Source organism: Agrobacterium sp. DSM 25558 (assembly GCF_900100825.1).
Lineage (GTDB): Bacteria > Pseudomonadota > Alphaproteobacteria > Rhizobiales > Rhizobiaceae > Agrobacterium.
Genome location: NZ_FMUD01000029.1, coordinates 1 through 22,801, shown reverse-complemented (window position 1 = coordinate 22,801; position 22,801 = coordinate 1). Strand labels below are relative to the sequence as shown.

Sequence of the window (22,801 nt, the reverse complement as noted above, 5' to 3'; positions counted from 1 at the left end):
ATGCACTTTATCATTACGGGAGGGTCGAGCGGAATTGGTCTAGTGGTGGCCCAATTGGCGCTGGCCGAGGGCCATAGGGTCTCAATCATTGCTCGAAATCCTGATCGCCTCAAAGACGCTCTTGACACACTTCAGTACGGAGAAAACGTCCAAGCCCTCGTAGCAGATGTAAAAGATGCGGATGCGATCGCGCAGGCAATCAAAACGTGCTCAGAAAGATTTGGAGATTGCGATGTTCTGATTACGTCCGCCGGCACCGTGGAGCCAGCTTTTTTTAGCGAACTTACAACAACGCAATTTAACGAGCAACTTGAGACGAACTTCTTCGGCACCGTCAATGCAATCCGGGCTGTCTACCCTGATATGGAACGCCGAGGTCATGGCAGCATCATGATGATCGCATCCGGTGCCGCGTTAATTGGTATTCCGGGTTATACCGCATACTGCGCTTCAAAGGCCGCTCTGGCCTCTTTTGCGGAAAGTCTTCGCAGTGAAGTCGGGCGACGCATTCACATCGGTATCAGTTTTCCTCCCGATACACTGACGCCTCAATATGCTAGCGAAATCCTAAAACGACCGGTTGCAGCACATGCCCTTTTGGGTTCCCACACAGCCTGGCCTGTGGAAAAAGTTGCTAAAGGTGTGTTCTCGGGAATACGTCGTCGAAAAAAAGAAGTGCACTTTGGCTGGCAGTTGAACGCTCTCTCTTGGTTGGGTCCTTTCATAAAGCCTTTTATTTACAATCGGATAGGGTAAGGTTCTAAAACAGAATTATTGTCTTCGGTTGTCTCAGCCGAGCCCCAAAAGAAAGTGCTGATTACTTTCCGTAGTTGCACAGATTGGAGCGCTGGTTAATAAAACGGGATGCCAAATCCTATTGCTTTTCACGACTATCCTATCGAGTTGACACTTCTGTGTTTCTTGTCAGCGACAGTATTTGTGTATGCGACCGATATGTTCGCCCTGCCAAAAGAGGCCCAAAAAAAATACGTTCAACCGCGATCTATGGCGCGAGCGCTGGTGGAATACAGTGCGCGCATTCCCGTGATAGCGTTCGTCTTTCTCTTTTTTTTCGTGATTTCGTGGCGGCCTATATATGCGGCTCAGGCAACGGCTAGCTTTTTCATCATATTTACTGCGATATCGCGGGTAAAATTCATATTCATCCGCGAACCGTTGCTGTTTTCCGACATAGCCCTCGTGGTTGATGTGTTCAAATATAAGACGATTTTCTACGCGTCTAAATTTAACATTCTGTTCTGGATCGTATCGTTGTCATACGTTTTTGGAGTATCGGCGCTTTACATGGTTGTCGAACCACACATCCTCCCAAAAAACGCGCCGCCGCTGTGGATTTTGCTCGGTCTCTTGCTTTTCCTATCGCCTATTGCACTCATTTTCGTGAAACCCATAAACCAGTTTGTCGCACGATTGTCCGAGCGTCTGCTGAAGACGTTAAAAGTCAGGCCGAACACCATCAGGTTCGGAACTTTCACCTCCGTCACGCTCCATTTTTTGGTGTGGCTTGGTAAAAACCGTGACCATGTTGTGAGTGAAATTACCCATGGTCTGCACCGTGCGATACAGGATCTGATTGATGGAGAGGACAACGATGCGCCGTTGATCATCGTCTGGCAGTCGGAATCCTTTTACGACCTCCGTCACATGGGCGACAACGCTCTGCACTTGCCGACCATTGACCGGCTGAAGCAGGACGCCGTTCAATGGGGACGGCTCACAAATGTGTTCGAAGGCGGATATACTCTGCGCACTGAGTTTGCGGTGCTTAGCGGTCTACAACCGGATGAAGTTCATATCGATGCTTCCTATCCGTATCTGCGCGCCGGAAACTACTCGGAGATTGTCTGGCCTAACAAATTGCTACGGAATGGATGGCACACGCACTTCATTCATCCCTACGACCGCACTTTTTTCATGCGCCATAAGGCTCTTCCATTGCTCGGTTTCGAACATATGACGATGCTTGACGAATTCGAACATCAGCCGACGGTAGCCAATCCATATGTTTCCGACGCCGATTTAACTGAAAAGGTCCTTGGCATCATCGAAGGAGTGGGGGGAAACAAGCCGTCATTCGTGTTCGTCGCCTCCATGGCAAATCACGGGCCTTGGGAAGCCGGTCGTTGTGAAGGCTTGACAGAGCCGGTCGAGATTTACCGAGAGCTATTGCAAAAAGCTGATGCGGCGCTCGCAACTTTGGTCGACGCACTCGACAAGTCAGGGCGGCCTGTATGGTTGGCATTTTATGGTGACCACGCACCCTTGTTGAAGACTTATGCGGATCCGTTTCCAGACCCCCGTACCGACTACTTCGTCGTCCCGCTTGGCACCGCTAAGCCGGCCGCGCGGCCGCATGTTCATGCTAGGGAAGAAGCCCCCTGGAACCTCTTCGAGACGATCCTGCTGCATGCCAAACTCTATAAGGAGCGCTTTGCATGAACCCCGTTGCCGCAGCGGAGGCGCATAGGGTTTTTCTTTTTCTGCAAGGTCCCTCTTCGTCACTGTTTTACAAGATCGCAGACCAACTGGAAGATGCTGGCCACACCTGTTTGCGGGTCAATCTGAATGTTGGCGACTGGCTTTTCTGGCGTCGCCGTGGCGGCTTGAATTATCGTGGTCGTTTTTCGGATTGGCCAGCCTACATCGAGAAGTTATTGGCGTCGCGCTATGTTACCGACCTCGTTCTCTTGGGTGAGGAGCGCCCCTACCATCGCATTGCCGTAGACTTGGCAAAGTCGAAAGATATCGCGGTCACCGTCATTGAAATGGGATATTTGCGCCCCGACTGGATAACCGTTGAGAGGGACGGCATGTCGTCCAATTCTCGATTTCCGAACGATCCTGAACGGATACGCGTTGCTGCTGCGTCCTTGGTAATGCCTTCTATGGAGCCGATGTATAAGCAAAGCTTCCTCATGGAGGCATTGCTCGATCTTTCCTACAACCTTCCCAATGTCTTTCTTGGGCTGTTGTTTCCGCACTACCGGCGGCACGCTCTTTTCCATCCTCTCGCTGAGTACGCAGGATGGATAATTCGCTTGTCGAAAGCAAACCGCTGCCGGAAGAAGGCGGATGCGGCTATCGGGGCGATTCAAAGGTCGGGTCAGCCATTTTTTGTGTATCCACTTCAACTTGAAACAGATTACCAACTTCGTGCCCATTCGCCCTATCATCGTCAGGCTGAAGCGATTGAGGAGGTTCTAAACTCATTTGCACGCCACTCGTCTCCAGAGGTCGAATTGGTCATCAAGCTTCATCCGCTGGATAACGGGTTGATTGATTGGCGGGACAAAATCGAAATTCTTGCAGGCTCCATGGGTGTCAAAGAACGCGTTCATTTCATTGACGGTGGTGATCTGAACATGCTGTCGCACCAGTGCTCTGGCATGGTAACTGTTAATTCTACTGCGGTTCTCAACGGCTTGCGGTTGGGTGTGCCCGTGAAGGTACTTGGTTGCGCGATCTACGATCTGCCGGGCATGACCCATCAGTCAGATCTCCAAAACTTCTGGTCAACACCTCAAAAGCCCGATTCCGCTCTGACTGCCAGTTTTATTAAACTCTTAGCGCACGCTGTTCATGTGAGAGGCAACTTTTACTCCAGAGCAGGAACAAATGCGGCGGCGAAGGATATCGCTCAGAAGTTGGTAGCGAATGACATAAATATGCCTGATGCGGATTGTGGATTTCCACCCCGTACCAGGCCTAAGAAAAGAAGTTGCATCAATGAAACCACTGCGTGATAAGTTTAGCACAGTTAGTCACAAAGAAATATCTTGTGCACGGCTGGGCATATTTTTTGGTCTTCATTAATAGGGTGTTGAGAGTAAAACGTGCATTCCTCTAATACGGGGAATATAGCTCCATTGTTTACGCGCAGGCAGCTGAATTTAGGGTTTTTGGGGAATAGAATTTGCGTCGGTTGTTGAGTCCAAAAACTTTCCGCGGTGTTGTGGTTTTCGCCTGCGCGGGTGTTGCCGGTTGTGAAGCGCTGCCAAGCGCAGGTCCGAGCGCGATGCAAATCAACGCACAGGCCGGGAAACCCGCGGTTGTGGCCGGCGATTCCGTGTCCACGGTATTTGATGTGGTCGATGTGAGTCACCGCTCTGCTCAGATGGTCGCAAATTTTTCAACCACGACGCTTCATCGCCGGTTTGGTATCGGTGGTGCAGCCAAGCGGGTTGTTATTGGTGTAGGTGATCAGCTCAAAGTTACGGTTTTCGAAGCGGGTGCCGACGGTTTGTTTTCGACGTCGGAAAGCAAGCAAACGACGCTTGACGTCGTCGTACAACCTGATGGCACGGCGGCAATTCCTTATGTCGGCACTGTCAAATTCGCAGGCAGAACTTTGGAGCAGGCGCGGCAGCAGATTCTCGGCGGTCTCAAGGGTAAAGCCGTCGAGCCAGATGTTCTTGTCACCAGCACAAGTACCGCGTCCCGAAATGTGACCGTTTCCGGCGCGGTCGGTCGCCCTTCCATGGTCCCATTGAGCCTCGTAGGCGAAACGATTGCTGAGGTTGTGGCTAAAGCGGGCGGGCCAAGTGCTCAGCCTTACGAATCCTATGTTACCCTTGTTCGCGGTAAACAGACCGGCACGGCACTTCTCAAGACCATTATTGAAAACCCATCCGAAAACATTCACATCGAGCCGGGTGACCAGATTTTTGTTACCAAGGATCCCCGAACATTTACGGTTCTTGGTGAGGTCTTGAAGAACAGCCGCATAGAGTTCGGGGCTAACGATCTGAATATTCTGGAAGCGGTCGCGATGGCTGGTGGAGGCGCATCCGATCGCTCCAATGCCGCCGGTTATTTTGTGTTCAGATATGAAGAGCCTGAGATTGTTGCTGATCTGCTCGGCGGAGAGCGCTTTAGACAATTGCGCGACAAGGGTATGACGCCTGACAGGGACGGTCGTTTTCCAATCGTTTATCGGCTTGACATGACACGGCCGGATAGTTTGATCGTTGGTCAAACCTTCCCAATCAAGAGCCGCGATGTCGTCTATGTTTCGCGCCATCCTGCAGTCGATATTGATCGCTTCCTGCAGTTGATCGGCCGTCCTATCGGTACGGCTTATCAGGTCAAAAATTTAGCGGATTGATTTTACGAAATTCGTTCGTTGGCGGATTGGTGCATTGCTGGTATGACTAGGAGATGTTCGGTCCTATAGGCCGGTTCGCATTCGCTTGATGATCATTCGGAGCCGGGGATTGTACTATTTCATCACCCATATTCGCGTCGTTGCCGCTCTGCTTGTCAGAGAAATGTCGACCCGTTTTGGCAGCAAGCCTGGTGGTTACCTGTGGGCAATCATCGATCCGGCGGGACACATCGCATTTCTCTCGCTGATTTTTATGGCGATTACCCACACGCCGGCATTGGGCAAGAGTTTCCCGCTGTTTTTCGCTACGGGATATCTAGCATTTCAGTTTTATGCTGCGATGGCGGGATATATCAACGGAGCAGTCAAGGCTAATCGGACCCTACTAAGCTATCCCAACGTTGCGCCAATCGATACGATCGTTTCCCGTTACATCCTGCAGGCCGGAACCACATGTCTCGTTTCTTTCTGCGTTCTCACCCTCATTCTCATGACGGTCGACCAGCCGGTGTATCTCAACTGGCCCTCAATTCTTGAAGCGATTTTTGCGGCTACGTTGCTGGGTCTTGGTGTGGGTATCTTCAACAACGTGGCATCGCTACGGTTTCCGCTCTATGAGCAGATATTCAACATCGTCAACCGTCCATTGTTTCTGATCTCAGGCGTGTTCTTTCTGCCGGATGCACTTCCCGGCCCGATCCGCGACATCGTCCTCCTGAACCCACTGGTCCACGTCGTGATGCTGTTTCGAAAAGGTTTTTATCCGGAATACCGTGCCGATGAGATGGACTTGTTTTATCTCTATTCCTTCACGTTCACCGTTATGTTCATCGGTCTTGCGCTGTTCACCAGCTCCGTGTCCGTGTTGAGGAGCCGATGATCAGGCTGGAGCAGGCGACCAAATATGTCCGCACGAAGGGCATCAAGAAGCCAATAATCGAGAACGCATCACTGGTCATCAACCGCGGCCGCAGTGTTGGGCTTCTAGGGCGGAACGGAGCTGGAAAGTCGACGTTGCTGCAGTTGATTGCGGGCTCGCTGCAACTGGATCGCGGGCGTATTGTGCGCGGCGGCAAGATTTCGTGGCCGCTCGGTTTTCAAGGCAGTTTCCAGCCGAGTATGTCGGGCGAGCAAAATGTCCGCTTTGTCGCCCGCATCTATGGCGTCGATACGGACGAGTTGATTGCCTATGTCGACGACTTCGCTGAACTCGGGGCGTTCTACCAAGCCCCGGTCGGGACCTATTCGTCGGGCATGAAGGCCCGGCTCGCCTTTGGTGTCAGCATGGGTGTGAAGTTCGACTATTACCTGGTGGATGAGATAACTGCGGTCGGCGACGCCAATTTCAAGAAGAAGTGCCATGAAGTTTTCAAGCATCGCTTGCAGGATTCAGACGTGATAATGGTATCCCACAGCACGGGTACGATTCGAGATTATTGCGAAACCGGTGTGGTTCTGGAAAATGGAAAGCTGACATATTTCGAAGACGTCGAGGATGCGATCCGCGTCCATGACCGCAATATGAAGGGGAGCGAGAGATGAGCGTCGACAGCCAAGGTCCGGGCAAGAAGGCGGATGACATACAGCTTCCGGCAAAGCGCGCCAACCTAACGGTTTTCGATAATCTCCTGAAGCTTGATATCAAGCCCGAGCGGGATGGCTCGCGCCATACCACGGCGCAGCCGTTGAGGCGCAAGTGGCTTAGGGGGATCAAGCTACGCCACGTTGTTATCGCTGCCGGCTTTGCGCTGTGTGTCGCGGTGCCCACGGCGCTCACCGGCGCTTACATGGCATTCGTCGCTGCGGATCAGTATCATAGCTCGGCTGCCTTCTCGGTACGCAGCATCGATGGCAAGGTCAGCGGCGATATCCTTGGCATGTTCACCCAGGGGGCGGGCGGTAGTTCCACCGGTTCTGATTCCTACATGCTGCTGGATTATATCCTCAGCGAACGCATGATCGAGGCCGTCTCCAAAACCGTCGATCTGGAGCAGGCCTTTGCCCGTCGTGGCGCTGATTTTTTTTACGCCATGGCCCCCGGCCAACCCATCGAAGATCGGCTCGAATACTGGAAGAACGTGGTCAAAGTTAACTTCGACCATACCTCCTCCATTCTCAACCTCTCGGTCAAGGCGTTCGAGCCGCAGACGGCACAGGCCATCGCCGATGCCATCATTGTCGAGAGCGAACGCCTCATCAACGACCTGTCCCTGGAATCCCGTAACGGCGTACTGAAAGCATCGCAGGAGGAAGTGGCGCTTGCCGAAGCACGCCTCTCCGCCGCCCGTGTGTCGGTCAGAAATTTCCGCGATGTCACGCAGGAGGCAGATCCGGTCGAAGCGGCAAAGCTTGCCGCCCAGCTCGTGGGCTCGCTGGAGCAACAGCTCACCCAGTTAAAAACAGAGCTGATCTCCGCACAAACCCGCATGGCGACCAACTCCCCACGTATCCGGGTCATCACCACGCAGATTAATAGCCTCGAGAAGCAACTGGAGCAGGAAAAGCAGCGCTTCGGCAGCGGCACCTCGGGCAACAATCAGTCCAATGATGTCGCCACCCGCATCCTCACTTACGAGTCCCTGGAAACCGAGCGTGAGTTCGCGGAAAAAGCCTACACAAATGCATTGGGCGGCCTGGAAAAGGCCCGCATCGATGCCAACAACCAGCAGCGATACCTCGCAACCTTCATCCAGCCCACCCTGTCGCAACTGGCGCAATATCCCACTCGCGCGATGAATGTGGCTCTGGTGTTCCTCGCTTGCCTCTTCGCATGGGGCATTGCCACCATGGCATATTACAATATCCGCGACCGCAACTGATTGATGGCGACCCTTGAAACGATAGGCGAGACCGTGCTTGCCCACCGCGCAGAAACACTCGGCAGCAAGGGGCCGGTCGTCGCCTTTCACATGAAGGCGTGGAAGCACCCCTTTCTGCAACAGTTCTTCCCGCAGAAACACTTTCACTTCGTCCCGTTCCAGCTCACAGAGCGCTTGTTCCAGCGCAAGGTGCTGCCGCTGCTCCAGGCACCGCAAAAGCCTGTCGTCTTCGTCTGGAGCAATAACCTTCCGGATTTCGCCGCGAAGGATATTGCCCGCCTCGGCTTGGACGTCTTCTTTATGGAAGATGGCTTCATCCGCTCGCTGGACGCGCATGCCGGTTACTCCGTGCCGCTTTCCCTCTCGCTGGATAGCAAACGACCCTATTTTGATGCCCGCGGTCAGAGCGATCTTGAGGAACTGCTTGCCAGTTATGATTTCGAAAATGATCCGGCGCTGATGCAGCGCGCTCGCGAAGGCATGAATGCCGTCCTCCGGCAAAGGCTCACGAAATATAACGGCCACCTGAGCAGTCCGCAAACTCCCGCCGCGAAAAGCTCTTCGAGCAAAAAGAAAGTGCTTGTCATCGGCCAGGTGGAAGAAGATGCGTCCATCCTCTATGGCTGTAATCAACCTTTCACCAACAATGACCTCATTCGGCTCGCAGCAGTAGAAAATCCGGAAGCCGAAATCGTCTATAAGCCTCACCCGGATGTCCTCAGCCGGATGCGGCGGGAAATCTCAAACCCGGATGATGTCGCTAATCTCTGCACAGTCCTGCGGGGAAAGGTCTCCCTGCCAGACGCGCTGGATGCGGCAGACCATGTCTATACTATAACTTCTCTCGCAGGCTTCGAAGCACTCATGCGTGGAAAAAAGGTAACTGTCATAGGCGCTCCCTTCTATGCTGGCTGGGGGCTCACGGATGACAGGCAGTCGACAGGAAGGCGTGGCCGTGGGCTCAGCCTTGAAGCCCTGTTTGCCGGTGCCTACGTGGTCTATCCACTTTATTTCGAGCCGCGCACGGGGGAACCATCTACTTTTGGAAAGACAGTCAGCTACCTCGAATCTCCACACCCTGGGCCGCGCATCCTCTCAAGCGAACCTTTGCAGTGGAAGCTTTATGGTACGTATGGAGTGCTAGGGTGGCGTCATTTGCTTACGCCCTTAATCGCGAAAATAGTTGCGATCGTGGGAAATGAACGTGATGCTGCTCAATTTCGAATCAACCCGGCAGGCTTCCTGCGCGAGCAAAGTCGCCCTTTGTATCGACGGCTGGGTCGATTGCTTTATCCTTGGAACATTCAATCGTAAAACGAGGGGATTAACAATCCCCTCAGATACGTGCATAAGATTTAAGACGGGCCGCAACACGCATTGCGGCCCGCCCATCGAACTTTCCATTCGACAAAGCCTTCTCTGCCCAACTAAAATTATAGTTCTTGGTTATTTGACCGGGATCAGCCATAGCCGTGTTTAACAATTCCACTAGCTTTTCTTGACTTTTCGCGACCGCGATATGGACGTTGTCCCAGATTTGTTCAAATTCTAAAAACTTCGCTGAGATTGCTGCCTTCCCGTTTAGCGCTGCTTCTAGAAGCATCGTGCTATTGACAGATACGATAACATCCGATGCTAGAACGGTTTGCTCAGGTGTAAGAAGAAAAAGAGAAGAGTCGTCGATTGACGCGTTAGTTTGGCTCTTTATCTTATTAACGAAGGCGGAGGAAAAAATCTGCCCCCTAGCTGGTGGCATTCGGATCAAAAGTTGCCGATCTTGAGAAGCGGAGACCCAATCAGAAACCGCAGAAAAAGCTAGCTCCTGTGCTCGCTGCGCTTCTGTTTGATTAAATTGACTATCGAGCGGCTGCGCGATTGCAACGACCAAAAATTTATTCGGATCTAATCCGAGTCCACTGATTAGTTTCTTTTGCTGATGCCGTTTTGGGGCGAACAGATAGTCAAACTTTGGCGTTCCCGTTATTTCTATGTCTGCCCGTGGATATCCACGTTCGACGAAGATGTCCCTTTGCAAATTCCCCCACGCAAATATCACGTCCGTGGCAGGGCAGTTTATTCCAAGTTTTGGATGAGTGTAGTACATGCTGCTCTTTGCGAATACCGATTCGTGAGGTACCAGAAACGTTTTTAGTCCCAAGAGAGATGCGCACTCTACCAGAGTGCGCATTGCTGGGATCCAGTCGAGTGTCACCACCAAGCCAATAGCACTCTCTCGGTGAGGAGCGAGACTATGGAGGCACATTCGCCGGTAGAGCTCGTCGTTCTGCTCGGCAAATCTAAGTATATCAACACGATTGGATTTTCTGACGGTCTCAGAAAACATCGACAAGTTTTGGAAACTAACGCCTTCATTCTGTAACAAAGAAATAAGTTTATCAGTATGTTCCGGTATCCAAGACTGGTATAAGAAGTATGGTAGGGAGATATTGGGCTTACGAAGCGGCGGACGAGGTATAAACCAATCCGGGATCGGAATCTCATCGGCTAACACAGCTTTACGCGATCGAGATCCGAAAAATTTTAACATGTGCTTCCGCCCAAATTTCTAGTTAGTTATGAACTGCCCTATTGCGCGCGCCGCGAGAAATGCAAGCGGGTATGGCTGTGATCAAAACCCCACGTATCGAATTATTCATTGAATCTCAAGCGAAAGGTGCTATTCGATAATCCTTGCGCTTTAGGGTAGGCTTTATGTTAATTGATCTAACGAGTCAGAAAATTGCATATCTCCGTGAGCGGAGAGTGTTTTTCGAAACACGGCGCGAAGAGCTCCGGTTAACGCCGGCCAACAAGCTCAATGCACTGAGAACGTCTGCGCTGGAGCCTTATACAGGCATCTACTCAGGGTTGACGATTCCAAAGATGATGGGTGCGTTTTCTTATTCCTGGTCGCCATTACATGTTGATATCGAGATAGGACGTTACTGCTCGATAGCAAGAAGTGTCGACTTTGATTTCACACACCATCCCTACGACAGGGTGAGCACGTCGACATTTATGTACAGTAACGGCCAAAGCATTATCCAGCAAATGTTATTAGACGAGGGCCGGATCTACGATAATTTCGAACCTGCTGAGCAGAAGAAGGCGTCGACGATCGGAAATGATGTATGGATTGGCGCTCATGCTAAAATTTTACCAGGGGTTCAAATTTCAGATGGAAGCATCATAGCTGCTGGTTCGGTTGTAACAAGGGACGTGCCACCGTATGCAATAGTAGGTGGATCGCCTGCGAATATTATCAAGTATAGATTCAGTGACGAAATAATCGAAGACATGATCGAGATTAAATGGTGGCAATATAAGTTCACGGACTTCAGCACGGCGCCGCTCACAAACCCGCAGCAATTTATTGAATTCGCAAGGGCGCAACAGCTTGAGGCATTCGTACCTCGACGCTTCTGCGTCGAGGAAATAATCTAAGTTGAAAATCTTACAATGGAGTGAGACATGAATTTCGAGGGCCCAAAGCTCGACGTCGTTGCATATGTTCCTGCGAGGAGGGGGAGCGTGAGGGTTGCGGTAAAAAATCTAAGAGTATTGGGCGACAGGCCTTTGCTTCATTATGTCCTCAATACACTAAAAAACGTGAAAAACCTAGACAGAGCATATGTTAATACAGAGAGTAGCGAGATTGCTTCTTCCGCCCAGGGACTGTGCGACATTTATATCCGACCGGCTGAATTAGCCACATCCTCCACGAAGACAGATGAAATACTATATGATTTTGCAAAGAATGTACCGAGCCGATCTGTCGCAGTTGTCAATCCGACCGCTCCTTTTTTGTCTGAAACGACGATAGAGCGTGCCGTGAATTTACATCTTGAACGAAATAGGGAAACAATATTCACAACGACGCTCCAGCGAAAGCATCTCATTTACGGTGGCCAACCGGTTAATTTTCCAATAAATACGCTAAGTCCGCGGACGCAAGAGCTGAAACCCTTTGAGTACATAAATTTTATAATCTTTGTGATTGACTCGCAGAGACTGATTAAAAACTATGAAGAAAAAGGATTCTGCCTGTATGAGGCACCGCTGAACTTTATGCCAATGGACGGCATTGAATGCCACGACATCGATGATGAGATTGATTTCCAAATAGCTGAAGCGCTAATTGAGCGCAATAAGCGATCGATCGAGTATGACAAGTCAATTGATGCGTTGATGCAAGCCGGCGCAAATTTTGCGAATTAATCGCGAGGACGACTGTGAATTTTCTATTTTTTATGGACCCCTGCGTGTATGGGGATGGCAACGTCAGATCGGCCGCATTTAACGCCCAGTTCAATCTCAACCCAACATATCTCGCTTCTGAACGAGCTTTGGGGGTAGATATCGATGTTAGATTTGTCACCCCAGAAAATCTCGTGATTGACGAGAAATTTAAGAAAGATCTGCGGAACGCTTCTGTAGAGACGGTACTGTTTGAAAAAAGAGAAATCCAGGCGATGCTTGCAGCTGCAAGTGTTACCGCCGAGCAAGTGGTCTCGGGATCACCACGTTCGTCATATTTCGCGCAGATTTTCAAGGTAGCTCTCGCGCGCAAACTAGGAGATTGGGCACCCGACTTCGTTATTTGCTGGGAGCATGCCCCTAAACTCCTTTCAGAGCTATTTCCCCAAGCAATTGTTCTTGAAGCACATCACAGCGGGTTTCACCGAATAACGAACCAGCGGGACGTTCTGTTCAGACCGTCCCACAATGGAGAAAATTTTTACACTGGATTGAGATCGGGATTGGAGCAGACGGTACTTTCAGAGGAAGTCTTGCAGCAACTAGAATCTTACAAAAAGACATTTAAGCGGATATTTTCATATGAAAATCATTTAGATCGCAAATTTCTCGATCCGGATGGTAGATTTAAAAAGCTCATACTTCTACCGGGCCACCTTGAGACGTTTAGACGATCAATGTACTCTCATGTACCGTCTGAAAGAAGTTTGATAGAACTGCTGCTCCGAGAACTACCCACAGAAGTTGCAATTGTTTACTCGCCACACCCTCTTTCCATGAATGCTCGAGATGGGCTAATAATAGACGATCGGGTTATCGATCTGGGGACACTACAGCCTCATTATCCGAATGTTACCATTAACGTCTTGGACCATGTCGATGCAGTGATAAACATCTCATCCAATATAGCTTTTCCAGCTTTCGTTCTTGAAAAACCAGTTTTTGACCTTGGTGGAACTTGGATCGCGGAATATTGCTCCGGTCGGACGATCGAGAACCTAAAGCAATGGGTGATGGCCCCCGATCAATACTCCTGTAGTGGCGACGCCTTAAGAACGAAAATTGTTCACTTTCTGCTGACGAGGAAGGTGCCAGTAAAATTCTTTCAAACACCTGGTGTCGCATCAAAGTATTTCCGATTGATTTCCGATGCCGTGAAAAGCAAAGCTGAAATTGATCACTGGTTGCCCATTTTCAATTCGGTGCGAGGGGCGGAATTTGAACTTGAGCAGAGCCAACTCAAACACGTTGGCCATCTAAATTCTCCAGCATCGCCATTTGGATTGCAGCAGTTCTATATACGGTCTGCGATAATGGATCCGTCAGTTAAAGTTGTCGGTTTTGATATATTTGACACTATGCTGTGTAGACCACTCTTGAAGCCCACCGACGTATTTGAACTCATGTCGGTAGAAGTTTCTAATCTCATGGGACATGATCTTTTCGACTTCAAGGCCACACGAATTGCCGCGGAGGCGATGGCTCGAGAGCGAAATCGCTCTCTAGGAATGCTTGATGTTAATCTAACTGAAATTTACTCCGCGTTTCAGAGTATCACTAAGATCGACGATGCAAAGCTGCTCTCGATTATGGAAATGGAGCTTCAGACAGAGCGGAAGATCCTTCGGCCGAGACTTTCCATCATCGCGCTATATGATCTCGCGAAAGCTTACAAAAAAGAAACTATCGTGATCTCCGATATGTATCTCAGTTCTGGCGTTCTCAAGCAATTGTTGGCAGATAACGGATACACTGACACTCCCAAACTATATGTATCGAATGAACACAACTGTTTTAAACGTTCAGGAGAATTATTCAAAGTCGTTTTGTCCAGCGAAAAAGTGAACGCTGAGGAAATGGTTTTTATCGGAGATACGCTGGACGTTGATGTCAACCCTGCGCGCAACATTGGCATTAATGCCTTCCATTATCCGAAAGCAGTGGAGATATTCGCAAAGACTAAATTGGCTGAGAATGTTCTACCTTATTACATAAAAGGAGCGCACTACGGATTTCATCTCGGTCAAATAGCCAATGCAATATTTGATGATCCATTTATTCAGGTGGACGTCAACACGCTTTTTAACCGGGCACCATTCCTTCTGGGCTACGCAATTTTTGGTCCGCTGGGCTTGAGTACTTCGATTTGGCTAGCGGAACACGTTGGCAAAGGCGGGTACGATAAGGTGTTTTTCTTTTCAAGAGACGGTTATTTGATTAAAGAAATTTTCGATCTACTCAATGTCGCTCTATATAATATGAAGTTGCCAGAAAGCGTGTACTTTTACGCATCCCGAAAAGCTTCTGTACCCTTATATTTAACGCCTGCGATGATGCCGTCCTTATTCGAGGTTTATCGCGCGCACCCAACCGCTACCGTTGGCTATTACCTTGAAAACTTTTTCCAGTTGGAAGCATCGGACCCTATTGTCATAGAGCGGCTTGCAGACAATAAGCTGACGATTTCAGATAGTGTTCATAAAAGAAAATCGGACTTTCTGTTATTCCTAGTGGATAACGCAGAATGGCTCGCCTCTCGGTTTACTGGGCCCGACATCGTTAGCTATGCGAAGCAGTGTATTGGTGTTGGTCAGCCAAATCGGATTGCATTTTTTGATGTCGGCACAAGAGCCACAACACAGAAATTGTTGTCTCACGCGTTTGGTAAGCGTTTTGATACCTTCTTGATACGGCAGGTTAAGTACAAGATGATGGACTCTACGCGCGTGTTTTCATACATGCGCGATCGTGCGATGGGTTCGAATCCGAAAATTGCGTCAGTTAATGCTGGTCTTTGTGAGGTGTTCTTAGGTAATCCTTACGAGCGTTCGGTTGATCGGTACGGACGAAGGGGAGACGTCATTGTGCCGGAAGTTCGGAGACAAGAGTTCTCGCACACTCAGTTTGTTCAAATCGAGGCTCAAAGAGGTGCTAAGTATTTTTGCAGCCAGCACGTTGAGCTATTTGGAAAACACGCTCTCAATATAAATGATGCCGGTCGAGACGTATACACCGCGCCGCTCGAGGCTCTTTCGAGCTTTTCTAGCGAGCGCGAAGTGCTTGAAAAGCTTAAGTTCTCTAATCCCTTATGGCTTCCTGGAGAGTTCCCACTAAGTGCGCCGAGTGGGATTGTAAAGGCTACTGGCAGAGCGCAGGCCGTCTCGATTAAAAAACAATTAGAACCAAAAAAGTCAGAATATCTTTTATACTTTATATTTGGTAGTGCGTCGAAGTATCAAAAGTTTAAAAGGTCGCCTAAGAGGTTCTTTTCGGACGTTAAGAACCCAGTTATTCGCCAGCTCAAGCTTTTTTTTCGAACTTGATTTGATCGCGAATATGTTAGATCGGAACTATGAGATTGTATCCAATTAATGTTTCGACGAAGAGACTTGACCAGTCAAGACTGTGTCAGATTGAAGCCTTTGCTCGTAAACCCGAAGTTAAAATAATTAGCCTGAGTGCTGTTGGAGTGTTACTTAACTCTCCATACTCTCGCCTAGAGGACCTATATGCTCTGCTGGAAAGGAAGTTCCGGAGGAAGTTTCGTGATCCCGTTTTTCCTTTCCTGGCGATGCGGCTGTCGTTAGACGATCCGAGCGTTGTCAGAGAAGGCACGGCTAGAAGCCTGCGGGAGATCTATGATACATTGCATGCAAGGAACCTGCTCTCTCTGGGAGAAGCTCGGTGGGCTTGCCGCGTGGAGGGGGAGCTCACTATAAACGTACTCCGCGCAAGAAAAACAGACATTTTGCAAAGGTTATCTGTCGTTGGTAAACCGATTATTACGTTTGATCAGTGTGCATTGACTGGTTGCGAGCTCAGGGCAGCGTTGAATCGCGAGTTAGGTAGTGAATCAGATGCTATAATGCGCTCTTACACTTCGGCAGATTTTAGCTCAGGGTCTACAGAAATTTTTCGTAGTATAGCAACGGATTTTGCCAGCTCCTTAGACGAAATTATGCATGTTGTAGGAGAGCAATCGGAGCTGTTGAAGCAGTGTAAGATCATCAAAAATAAGTTTTATTTTCCTTCAGGTCCAGCCAATTTTCGTGGTTCTAAAGGGCCTTTTACGCCATGGCGTAGAAAAAATGCATTCAAAAAAATTGAGTTTCCGATCAGGCTTTATAGCAATGTTGCCTCAATGGACGTTTTTGATCAAAAAAATTTAGAAGATGAAGAGTCAACATTTTTGGGAGACCCGTATGTTTTAGGGCATCTTGCATTAGGGCCATTTATTTTAGGCCTTGCGAGGTGGGTAATCAAAAACGTTGTGCAACGTAGGCATGACGTAGTTGCGTTTTGCGCGCGTGACGGCCATTTGCTTCATTTGACTTATGAAATCCTCAGATCAATATATCCTGACGCGCCGCAGTCTAAGTATTTACGAATATCTCGTAACGTCTGTCTCGCTTTTGAACTAAAATCTGCTGCAACGATAACTTTCAACCGCTCTCTGCTAGCTATCTCGTCTGAGATTTCTGTCAAGGACTTTCTCAGTCGACGTTTTTTCCTAACGTTGGAGGAGATTGCTGAGCTCAATCCGACACTAGAAATAAATGGCATCGACATTCATGATAAAATAGGTCTTGGAACACAGTTATTCGAAATACTTTCTTCTTCTGCGATAGTTAATTTTTCTCTACAACGGAAACGGCAGCAGTTCTCTAGTTTTTACTTATCGGAACTCGGTGATTTCAGCAGCATTGGGCTTTTTGATGTCGGGTATAATCTCCGGGCACAGCGGATATTACGATCGTTTCTACCCGCAGATATATTCGGTTATTACATTTCGTCATTCCATGAGACTGTATACCTCGAGGAAGAAGGGCTAGCTCATCTTAATTTTTTAGGTGCGCCTGTTAACAATCGATTGAGCGATAGCGTATTTCCCACCGCGCTAATGGAATTAATGCTTAGCGAAATCGGTGTAGGCTCTATGCGGGATATTAGGCATGGACCGGATAGTGCCGAACCACTTTTCGAAGATAACCAGAGTTCCACTAATTCGACACAAATTGTGAAGCAGATTCAAAAAGGGGCACTGGACTTCGTAAAGTCCGCTGTTGATGTATTTGGCAAGGATATTGAATACATGGTTGCAACGCCGCAATCATATTTCTACAATCTTGACTGTTTCATGAGAAATCCGTCAAAGAAGGACGCGAAAATCTTCTCTGATATTCAGTTCGGAAATTCTGCCGTGGGAAATACCTTCAGAATTATCGGAACTGACCTTAAAAGTTCCCATTGGAAGTCAGGTTACTTAGCTATAAATAAAAAACGTGACTTGTTAGGTGCACTTTACAATCTGTGTAAACTCAGGCTCATTTCCTGAAATCAAGAATCCCAAGTCCCAGCGTGGTTCTACAGACCATCGTGAAAAATTTTAGAGGCGGTTCAGGCAAAGCATTGACGGTGATCGGGCAGCAAAGACTGTAAGTGGAGTGAACGCCATTTCACCGGACAGTTCGGCTAGGTTGATTTAGCTCTGATGAACTGCCGAGGTGAAGCCATCTTGAGCGCGGAATGGGGATGGATTTCGTTGTAGTCCTCGATCCATCGGTCGATGAGCCGGAGCGCTGTTTGGGCGTCCGGAACTTGGGATAGGCGGATATAGTCGCGCTTCAATGTTTTGACGAAAGCTTCCGACATGCCGTTCGACTGCGGGCTGGCGACCGGCGTGAAGCAAGGTATCAGATTGAGTGCTTGGGCAAATATCCTCGTGTCCCGCGCTGTGTATGCCGAACCATTCTCCGGGAGGTGAGAGCTGGTTCGGGAAAATTGCTCAGCGGGGATAAGTTGAATTTCTGCCTGACTTCGTGGTGTGCGTCCGGCCAAGTCATTTCGCGAACTGAGCCATCCAGGTGATGATCTGGCGTTAGTACCAGCATTAATGCTGGGATTAGATCGGGATCTTAGAGGTTGGCATGGCTCGCATGGAGATTATTTCAGGCATTGAACGCAGGCGGCGCTGGCCGGTAGAGGTGAAGCTGACCATTCTGGCGGAAGCGTTTCAGCCAGGCGCGCGCGTCTGCGATGTGGCACGTCGGCATGACGTTCATCCATCGCAAATTCGCGTCTGGCGCAGAACTCTCTGCGGTCGAGATGACTCGCCGTCGTTCTTGCCGGTCCGTCTTGTTGACAACGATCCTTCCCAGCAGGTGCCATCCACTGTGTCCCCGGAAACGTTTGTACGAATCTCGCTGCGCAACGGTCGCAGCCTGAAGGTGCCGGCAAACATCGAGCGAGAGACTTTGGCATCGTTGATCGCTTGTGTTGAAGCGGCATGATCGGGCCGTCAGGGAATGTACAGGTTTACCTGGCTTGCGGAGTGACTGACATGCGTCGCGGTATCGACGGTTTGTCTGCACTGGTCGAGGGGGTTATCAGGCAAGCGCCTGGTTCTGGCGCGATCTTCGGATTCCGCGGCAGGCGCGCTGACCGCATCAAGCTTTTGTGGTGGGACGGCCAGGGGTTTTGCCTGTTTTACAAGGTTCTGGAACGCGGATACTTCCCATGGCCGGGGGCCAAAGATGGCGTTGTGCATCTGACGCAGGCTCAGTTGTCGATGCTCGTCGAGGGGATCGACTGGCGACGACCGACATGGACGTCAGCGCCTCTTCGCACGGGCTGAAGGTGTTATTTTGCAGGGGGTGTCAGGGGTAAAATACTGGCGCTAGAGGGCCAAATCAGTTACATTTTTGGGTATGGAAACAACGCCGCCACAGGGTCAGGACGAGCTATCTGCACTGCGTGCATTGGTTGCTGAACAGGCGGCGAAACTCGAGCGACAAGACGCGGAAGTTACCAAGCGCGATACCATAATCGACATTTTGCGCGCGCAGTTGGAGTTGCTGCGACATCGACAGCATGGGGCCTCGTCCGAGAAAATAGACCGCAAGATCGAACAATTCGAACTGATGCTCGAGGAGATTGAAGCGTCCCGCGCCGAGGCTGAGGTTCGCTCTGGAAGGACACCTCTGCCGGAGCTGGAAGATGCCTGCGAAAAGCCAAAACGCAGACCTTTGCCGGATGGGCTGCCGACAGAAGAGCGGATCTATCCAGCGCGGTGCAATTGCCCGACCTGCGGCGGGACATCGTTCCTGAAAGCACCTGATAAGGTGGTCCAGGTCATGGAGCATGTGCCGGCATCCGTGAAGATTGTTCGCCATGTCGAAAAGCGCTTCGTTTGCAAGGACTGCGACACATCGGTGTCTGGCAAGATGCCGACCCTACCGATCGAGCGCGGCAAACCCGGTCCCGGATTGCTTGCCCATATCATGGTCGCCAAATTCGACGATCACATCCCACTTTACCGACTGTCGGAGATGTACGATCGGCTTGGGATAGATATCTCCCGTTCCGTGATGGCCGACTGGATGGGGCGTGCATCGGCTTTGCTCGGCCCCCTGATTTTGCTGATCAGAGCGCATATCGCGGCCGTCGATCGGATCCATACCGACGACACTCCGGTCGATGTTCTCGACCCTGGACGAGGAAAGACCAAGACCGGGAGGGTCTGGGTCTACGTCTTCGATGGGCGTGGCTATCAAGATCCCCGGCCCGGAGCGATCGCTTATTGTTACAGCCCTGACCGCAAGGGGGTGCACCCGGCTGAACATCTTTCCAACTTCAGTGGCGTGATGCACGCGGACGGCTATGCTGGCTACAACAAGCTGTACGGCAATCAGATCATAGAGGCTGCCTGCATGGCGCATGTACGCCGCAAATTCCATGACGTGATCAAACTCAAGCCATCACCGATCGCGCAGGAAGCGCTGTCGCGCATTGGTGCTCTCTACGATATCGAGGATCGTATCCGTGGCATGTTGCCTGACGAGAGGCGGGATTTGCGCCAGCAGCATGCCAAGCCCATACTGGCCGAGCTGAAAAAGTGGATCGAGGATGCCCAGAAGACCCTGCCACAGAAACAGAAGCTTGCAGAAGCGATGCGGTATGCCCTGTCACGATGGTCAGCATTGAGCGTCTATCTCGATGATGGCCGGGTCGAAATCGACAACAACATAGCTGAGCGTGCCATGAGGCCACTGGGAATTGGCCGCAAAAACTCTTATGACCATTATCAAGTTTTGAGGCACACTTTAAAACGCCGCCTACCGAGTAGGCAGCGTATGGCATTGCATCACGAGTCGGGATGGGTCAGAGCGCCGGGGATACTCGACGGTTGCTCAAACTCTTGTCCTGGGATTGGCTACCCAATGGTGACGATGCGTCGGAAGGCTGCCTCGATCTGGCTGCGGACATAGGATGAACCCGTCCAAATTTTTGCCCGAGGATTCCTTCTCCGCTCCCGACGCTCTGACCATTCCCGATCGTTGATTATAGGTCAGCTTTCAAGCAGCAGGTGACGTCGTTTCGCGTTCAGATATGCGCGCAACATCCCATAAGAACCCAACGAGCTCGCGCGCGACTGCAGTAATGGCGACGTTGCTTTTTTTACCTGCTCCAACCAATTTGCGGTATCGAGAGCTCAGCCGTACCTGGGCTTTCCAGGCGATGTCAACGATGGCCTGTGGGATGTCCGGGCGACGCTTATGCATCCAGTTGCCAACCTTTGCCTGAACGCGGTAAGACCAAGCGGCTTCGAAGATCAAGGCGCGAAGGGCTGAGTTGCCTGTCTTCGTTATCCCCCGTGGTCGAACAGAACCGCCGCTCGAGTGCTCTCCAGGGACCAATCCGAGATATGCCATAAGCTTCCGCGGACTGTCGAAGCGCGAGAATATACCGACCTCGGCGACCAGCGTTGCGGCAATCACCAAGCCCACGCCTTTAAAGGCCTGAAGGTTGATAACTGTTTGTGCCAGAGACCATGTTTGCGAAATGACGGCGATCTGCTCCTCCAACTCCTTCTTGCGAGCCTCGGCTTGTTCCAACCGATTTAAATAGCTCTGGAATGCGATTTGCTGCGCATGATGTTGGAAATGTCGGTTGCGTAGCCATGTTCGATGCCTTGAAGTCCAAGACTTGGAAGAATACCGCAGATCGTGTTTTAACAAAAATAGTTGGATTAATGTTCGTGCTTTCCGAGCATCATGAGACGCAACAGATCGGGCGCGCACCAAGTCACGCATGGCCTCGTGGACCACGTCAGGAACCCAAACGAAGGTCAACTCTCCAGCACGTAACAGACGTGCAAGCATCAACGCGTCGCGAGTGTCGTTCTTTTGCCGATTGCCCGGTCGGACAGGGGTGTGACTTGGTGCGACGACCCGGCATACAAATCCCAGTGCCTCAATTTGCCGAAAGACATTGTATCCGCACGGCCCTGCCTCGTAAACGAACTCTATCCGTGGGTGCCTGCTCGAAAGTTTCTTTACAAGTTTGGAGATCGCATCTGGCTCGTTGGGAATTGTCCCGAATAAACGGACCTCACCAGAACGTCCCGCGTCAGCAATAGCAACGGAAATCGAGTCTTTGTGGACGTCCAACCCAATATATGCATCGTAGTCAGTCATGACGAATATATCCTCCTATCGGCCGAAATGGCACCAAGCTATCGTGCGCTCAAAAGACGACGTCGCAAGGAGAAATGGTCATAGCATCTGGTTGTTTGCAGGCTCAGACAAGGGTGGTGAGCGCATCGCAAATATCCTGAGCATCATCGAAACAGCAAAGCTCCACGGCCACAATCCGGAGGCGTATTTGACCGATGTCCTATCACGCATTCAGGATCACCCCGCGGATCGCCTCGACGAGCTTTTGCCTTGGCGGTGGTCACCGCTAAAAAAATTGAACGAGGCGGCCTGATGGGCCGCGTAAGACAGGATTGAGTGATGCTGACAGAAAGCCCGCTCACCGGACGCTAACGTGACTTCGGCTTAATGCCGTGAACAGGAGATACCATTACGAGACGACCGCGCCGGAACCATAGCCCGGCTTTCAAAGCGAAAGTGGCGCTCGCCGCCGTTCGAGGGTAACCACCCGATTGCTACCGCGTAGATTTCGCTTTGATGCGGGCGACGAGTTCTTCTTCATCGACAAAGCTGTCGAGGAAGTCTTTCCATTCCTGGGGTGAGCGGCGGGCGTCTTTGAGCATCTGGTCTAATTCTTTCATGCCGTCGTCTGTCAGTGCGGTGACGGATTCATCGTCTCCTGTGTACACGGAGATGATGCTGCCGTAGCTTAGATTGTCATCGTTGGAGACGATTGCCTGAAGAAGCTCCGTAAGCGGTTGAACTGCCCCCCATTTCGACCGGACAGTCGGCATAAGCAGAAAGGCTCAAGCACAGGCTTGGGTATAGGCTTATGTCTAACGAGTATCGACACGTTGAACTGCTGATGGGAGATGTGCGCCGCAGGCGGTGGACAACCGAGCAGAAGCTGACAATGATTGAGCAGAGTTTTGAACCAGGCGAGACGGTATCGTCCACCGCTCGCCGCCATGGCGTTGCGCCCAATTTGCTTTATCGGTGGCGCAGGCTTTTGAGCGAGGGAGGTGCTGCAGCCGTGGATTCTGACGAGCCGGTGGTCGGCAATTCGGAAGTGAAGAAACTGGAAGATCGCGTCCGCGAGCTGGAGCGCATGCTCGGCCGTAAGACAATGGAGGTCGAAATCCTCCGCGACGCCCTTTCCAAAGCGG

The 22,801-nt window shown here is 50.7% G+C and carries 18 protein-coding genes and 3 pseudogenes; 17 read left to right on the top strand and 4 right to left on the bottom strand.

All coding sequences use genetic code 11. From position 1 onward, the window contains the following. From DSM25558_RS20780 to DSM25558_RS20745, 8 genes are all read left to right on the top strand, one after another. Positions 1-756 (top strand): SDR family NAD(P)-dependent oxidoreductase, encoded by a 756-nt coding sequence (locus tag DSM25558_RS20780; RefSeq protein WP_077106590.1) that lies wholly within the window; start codon positions 1-3, stop codon positions 754-756. 108 nt (positions 757-864) lie between these two features. Beyond that, positions 865-2,460 carry an LTA synthase family protein gene (locus DSM25558_RS20775; RefSeq protein ID WP_077106589.1) on the top strand — a complete coding sequence of 532 codons (1,596 nt, stop codon included), beginning with the start codon at positions 865-867 and terminating at the stop codon, positions 2,458-2,460. Continuing rightward, positions 2,457-3,764: a capsule biosynthesis protein gene (locus DSM25558_RS20770; RefSeq protein ID WP_077106588.1), complete on the top strand. Its 1,308-nt coding sequence runs from the start codon at positions 2,457-2,459 to the stop codon at positions 3,762-3,764. The genes DSM25558_RS20775 and DSM25558_RS20770 overlap by 4 nt, the downstream gene beginning before the upstream one ends. 323 nt (positions 3,765-4,087) lie before the next feature. Continuing rightward, positions 4,088-5,125: a polysaccharide biosynthesis/export family protein gene (locus DSM25558_RS20765; protein WP_371480317.1), complete on the top strand. Its 1,038-nt coding sequence runs from the start codon at positions 4,088-4,090 to the stop codon at positions 5,123-5,125. A gap of 109 nt (positions 5,126-5,234) precedes the next feature. Continuing rightward, positions 5,235-6,005: an ABC transporter permease gene (locus tag DSM25558_RS20760; RefSeq protein ID WP_077106632.1), complete on the top strand. Its 771-nt coding sequence runs from the start codon at positions 5,235-5,237 to the stop codon at positions 6,003-6,005. Next, positions 6,002-6,667 (top strand): ABC transporter ATP-binding protein, encoded by a 666-nt coding sequence (locus DSM25558_RS20755; protein ID WP_077106587.1) that lies wholly within the window; start codon positions 6,002-6,004, stop codon positions 6,665-6,667. The genes DSM25558_RS20760 and DSM25558_RS20755 overlap by 4 nt, the downstream gene beginning before the upstream one ends. Beyond that, a complete protein-coding gene (locus DSM25558_RS20750; RefSeq protein ID WP_077106586.1) occupies positions 6,664-7,944 on the top strand; it encodes a KpsE/RkpR family capsule polysaccharide export protein in 1,281 nt (426 codons plus the stop codon). The genes DSM25558_RS20755 and DSM25558_RS20750 overlap by 4 nt, the downstream gene beginning before the upstream one ends. Before the next feature lie 90 nt (positions 7,945-8,034). Further along, positions 8,035-9,258 (top strand): capsular polysaccharide export protein, LipB/KpsS family, encoded by a 1,224-nt coding sequence (locus tag DSM25558_RS20745; RefSeq protein ID WP_077106631.1) that lies wholly within the window; start codon positions 8,035-8,037, stop codon positions 9,256-9,258. Positions 9,259-9,280: 22 nt separating this feature from the next. Here DSM25558_RS20745 and DSM25558_RS20740 read toward each other — a convergent pair whose 3' ends face one another. Beyond that, entirely contained in the window at positions 9,281-10,492 is a 1,212-nt protein-coding gene (locus DSM25558_RS20740) for a glycosyltransferase family protein (protein ID WP_077106585.1), read from the bottom strand. A gap of 164 nt (positions 10,493-10,656) precedes the next feature. On the opposite strand from DSM25558_RS20740, the gene DSM25558_RS20735 reads away from it, so the two are divergent. Genes DSM25558_RS20735 through DSM25558_RS20720 form a run of 4 tightly spaced genes read left to right on the top strand, consistent with a single transcriptional unit; the run spans position 10,657 to position 17,536 of the window. Then, positions 10,657-11,388, top strand: coding sequence for a CatB-related O-acetyltransferase (locus DSM25558_RS20735; protein ID WP_083716592.1), 732 nt, complete (start codon positions 10,657-10,659; stop codon positions 11,386-11,388). 27 nt (positions 11,389-11,415) lie between these two features. After that, entirely contained in the window at positions 11,416-12,162 is a 747-nt protein-coding gene (locus tag DSM25558_RS20730; RefSeq protein ID WP_077106584.1) for a cytidylyltransferase domain-containing protein, read from the top strand. Between the two features lie 14 nt (positions 12,163-12,176). Further along, complete coding sequence (locus DSM25558_RS20725; RefSeq protein WP_077106583.1) at positions 12,177-15,524, top strand: hypothetical protein; 3,348 nt, start codon at positions 12,177-12,179, stop codon at positions 15,522-15,524. Between the two features lie 35 nt (positions 15,525-15,559). Continuing rightward, a complete protein-coding gene (locus DSM25558_RS20720) occupies positions 15,560-17,536 on the top strand; it encodes a hypothetical protein (RefSeq protein WP_143240189.1) in 1,977 nt (658 codons plus the stop codon). 137 nt (positions 17,537-17,673) lie between these two features. On the opposite strand, the pseudogene DSM25558_RS20715 reads toward DSM25558_RS20720, so the two are convergent. After that, positions 17,674-17,961, bottom strand: a pseudogene (locus DSM25558_RS20715) (integrase core domain-containing protein); the annotation flags it as partial. A gap of 167 nt (positions 17,962-18,128) precedes the next feature. On the opposite strand from DSM25558_RS20715, the gene DSM25558_RS20710 reads away from it, so the two are divergent. The 3 genes and pseudogenes from DSM25558_RS20710 to DSM25558_RS20700 all read left to right on the top strand — a co-directional run. Further along, entirely contained in the window at positions 18,129-18,491 is a 363-nt protein-coding gene (locus DSM25558_RS20710; protein ID WP_065699204.1) for an IS66-like element accessory protein TnpA, read from the top strand. Further along, the gene (gene tnpB / locus DSM25558_RS20705; protein ID WP_077106581.1) at positions 18,488-18,835 is read left to right on the top strand and encodes an IS66 family insertion sequence element accessory protein TnpB; all 348 of its coding nucleotides are present in this window, start codon (positions 18,488-18,490) and stop codon (positions 18,833-18,835) included. The genes DSM25558_RS20710 and tnpB overlap by 4 nt, the downstream gene beginning before the upstream one ends. Before the next feature lie 73 nt (positions 18,836-18,908). Then, positions 18,909-20,270: pseudogene (locus DSM25558_RS20700) on the top strand (IS66 family transposase); the annotation flags it as partial. A 285-nt stretch (positions 20,271-20,555) separates the two neighbouring features. Here DSM25558_RS20700 and DSM25558_RS20695 read toward each other — a convergent pair. Further along, complete coding sequence (locus tag DSM25558_RS20695; protein WP_077106580.1) at positions 20,556-21,677, bottom strand: IS110 family RNA-guided transposase; 1,122 nt, start codon at positions 21,675-21,677, stop codon at positions 20,556-20,558. Between the two features lie 76 nt (positions 21,678-21,753). On the opposite strand from DSM25558_RS20695, the pseudogene DSM25558_RS20690 reads away from it, so the two are divergent. Continuing rightward, positions 21,754-21,969 (top strand): annotated as a pseudogene (locus tag DSM25558_RS20690) (transposase domain-containing protein); the annotation flags it as partial. 181 nt (positions 21,970-22,150) lie between these two features. Here the strand turns inward: DSM25558_RS20690 and DSM25558_RS20680 are convergent. After that, complete coding sequence (locus DSM25558_RS20680; RefSeq protein ID WP_077106579.1) at positions 22,151-22,429, bottom strand: hypothetical protein; 279 nt, start codon at positions 22,427-22,429, stop codon at positions 22,151-22,153. Positions 22,430-22,467: 38 nt separating this feature from the next. On the opposite strand from DSM25558_RS20680, the gene DSM25558_RS20675 reads away from it, so the two are divergent. Further along, a partial coding sequence (locus DSM25558_RS20675) for a transposase (RefSeq protein WP_077106629.1) occupies positions 22,468-22,801 on the top strand: 334 nt, incomplete at its 3' end.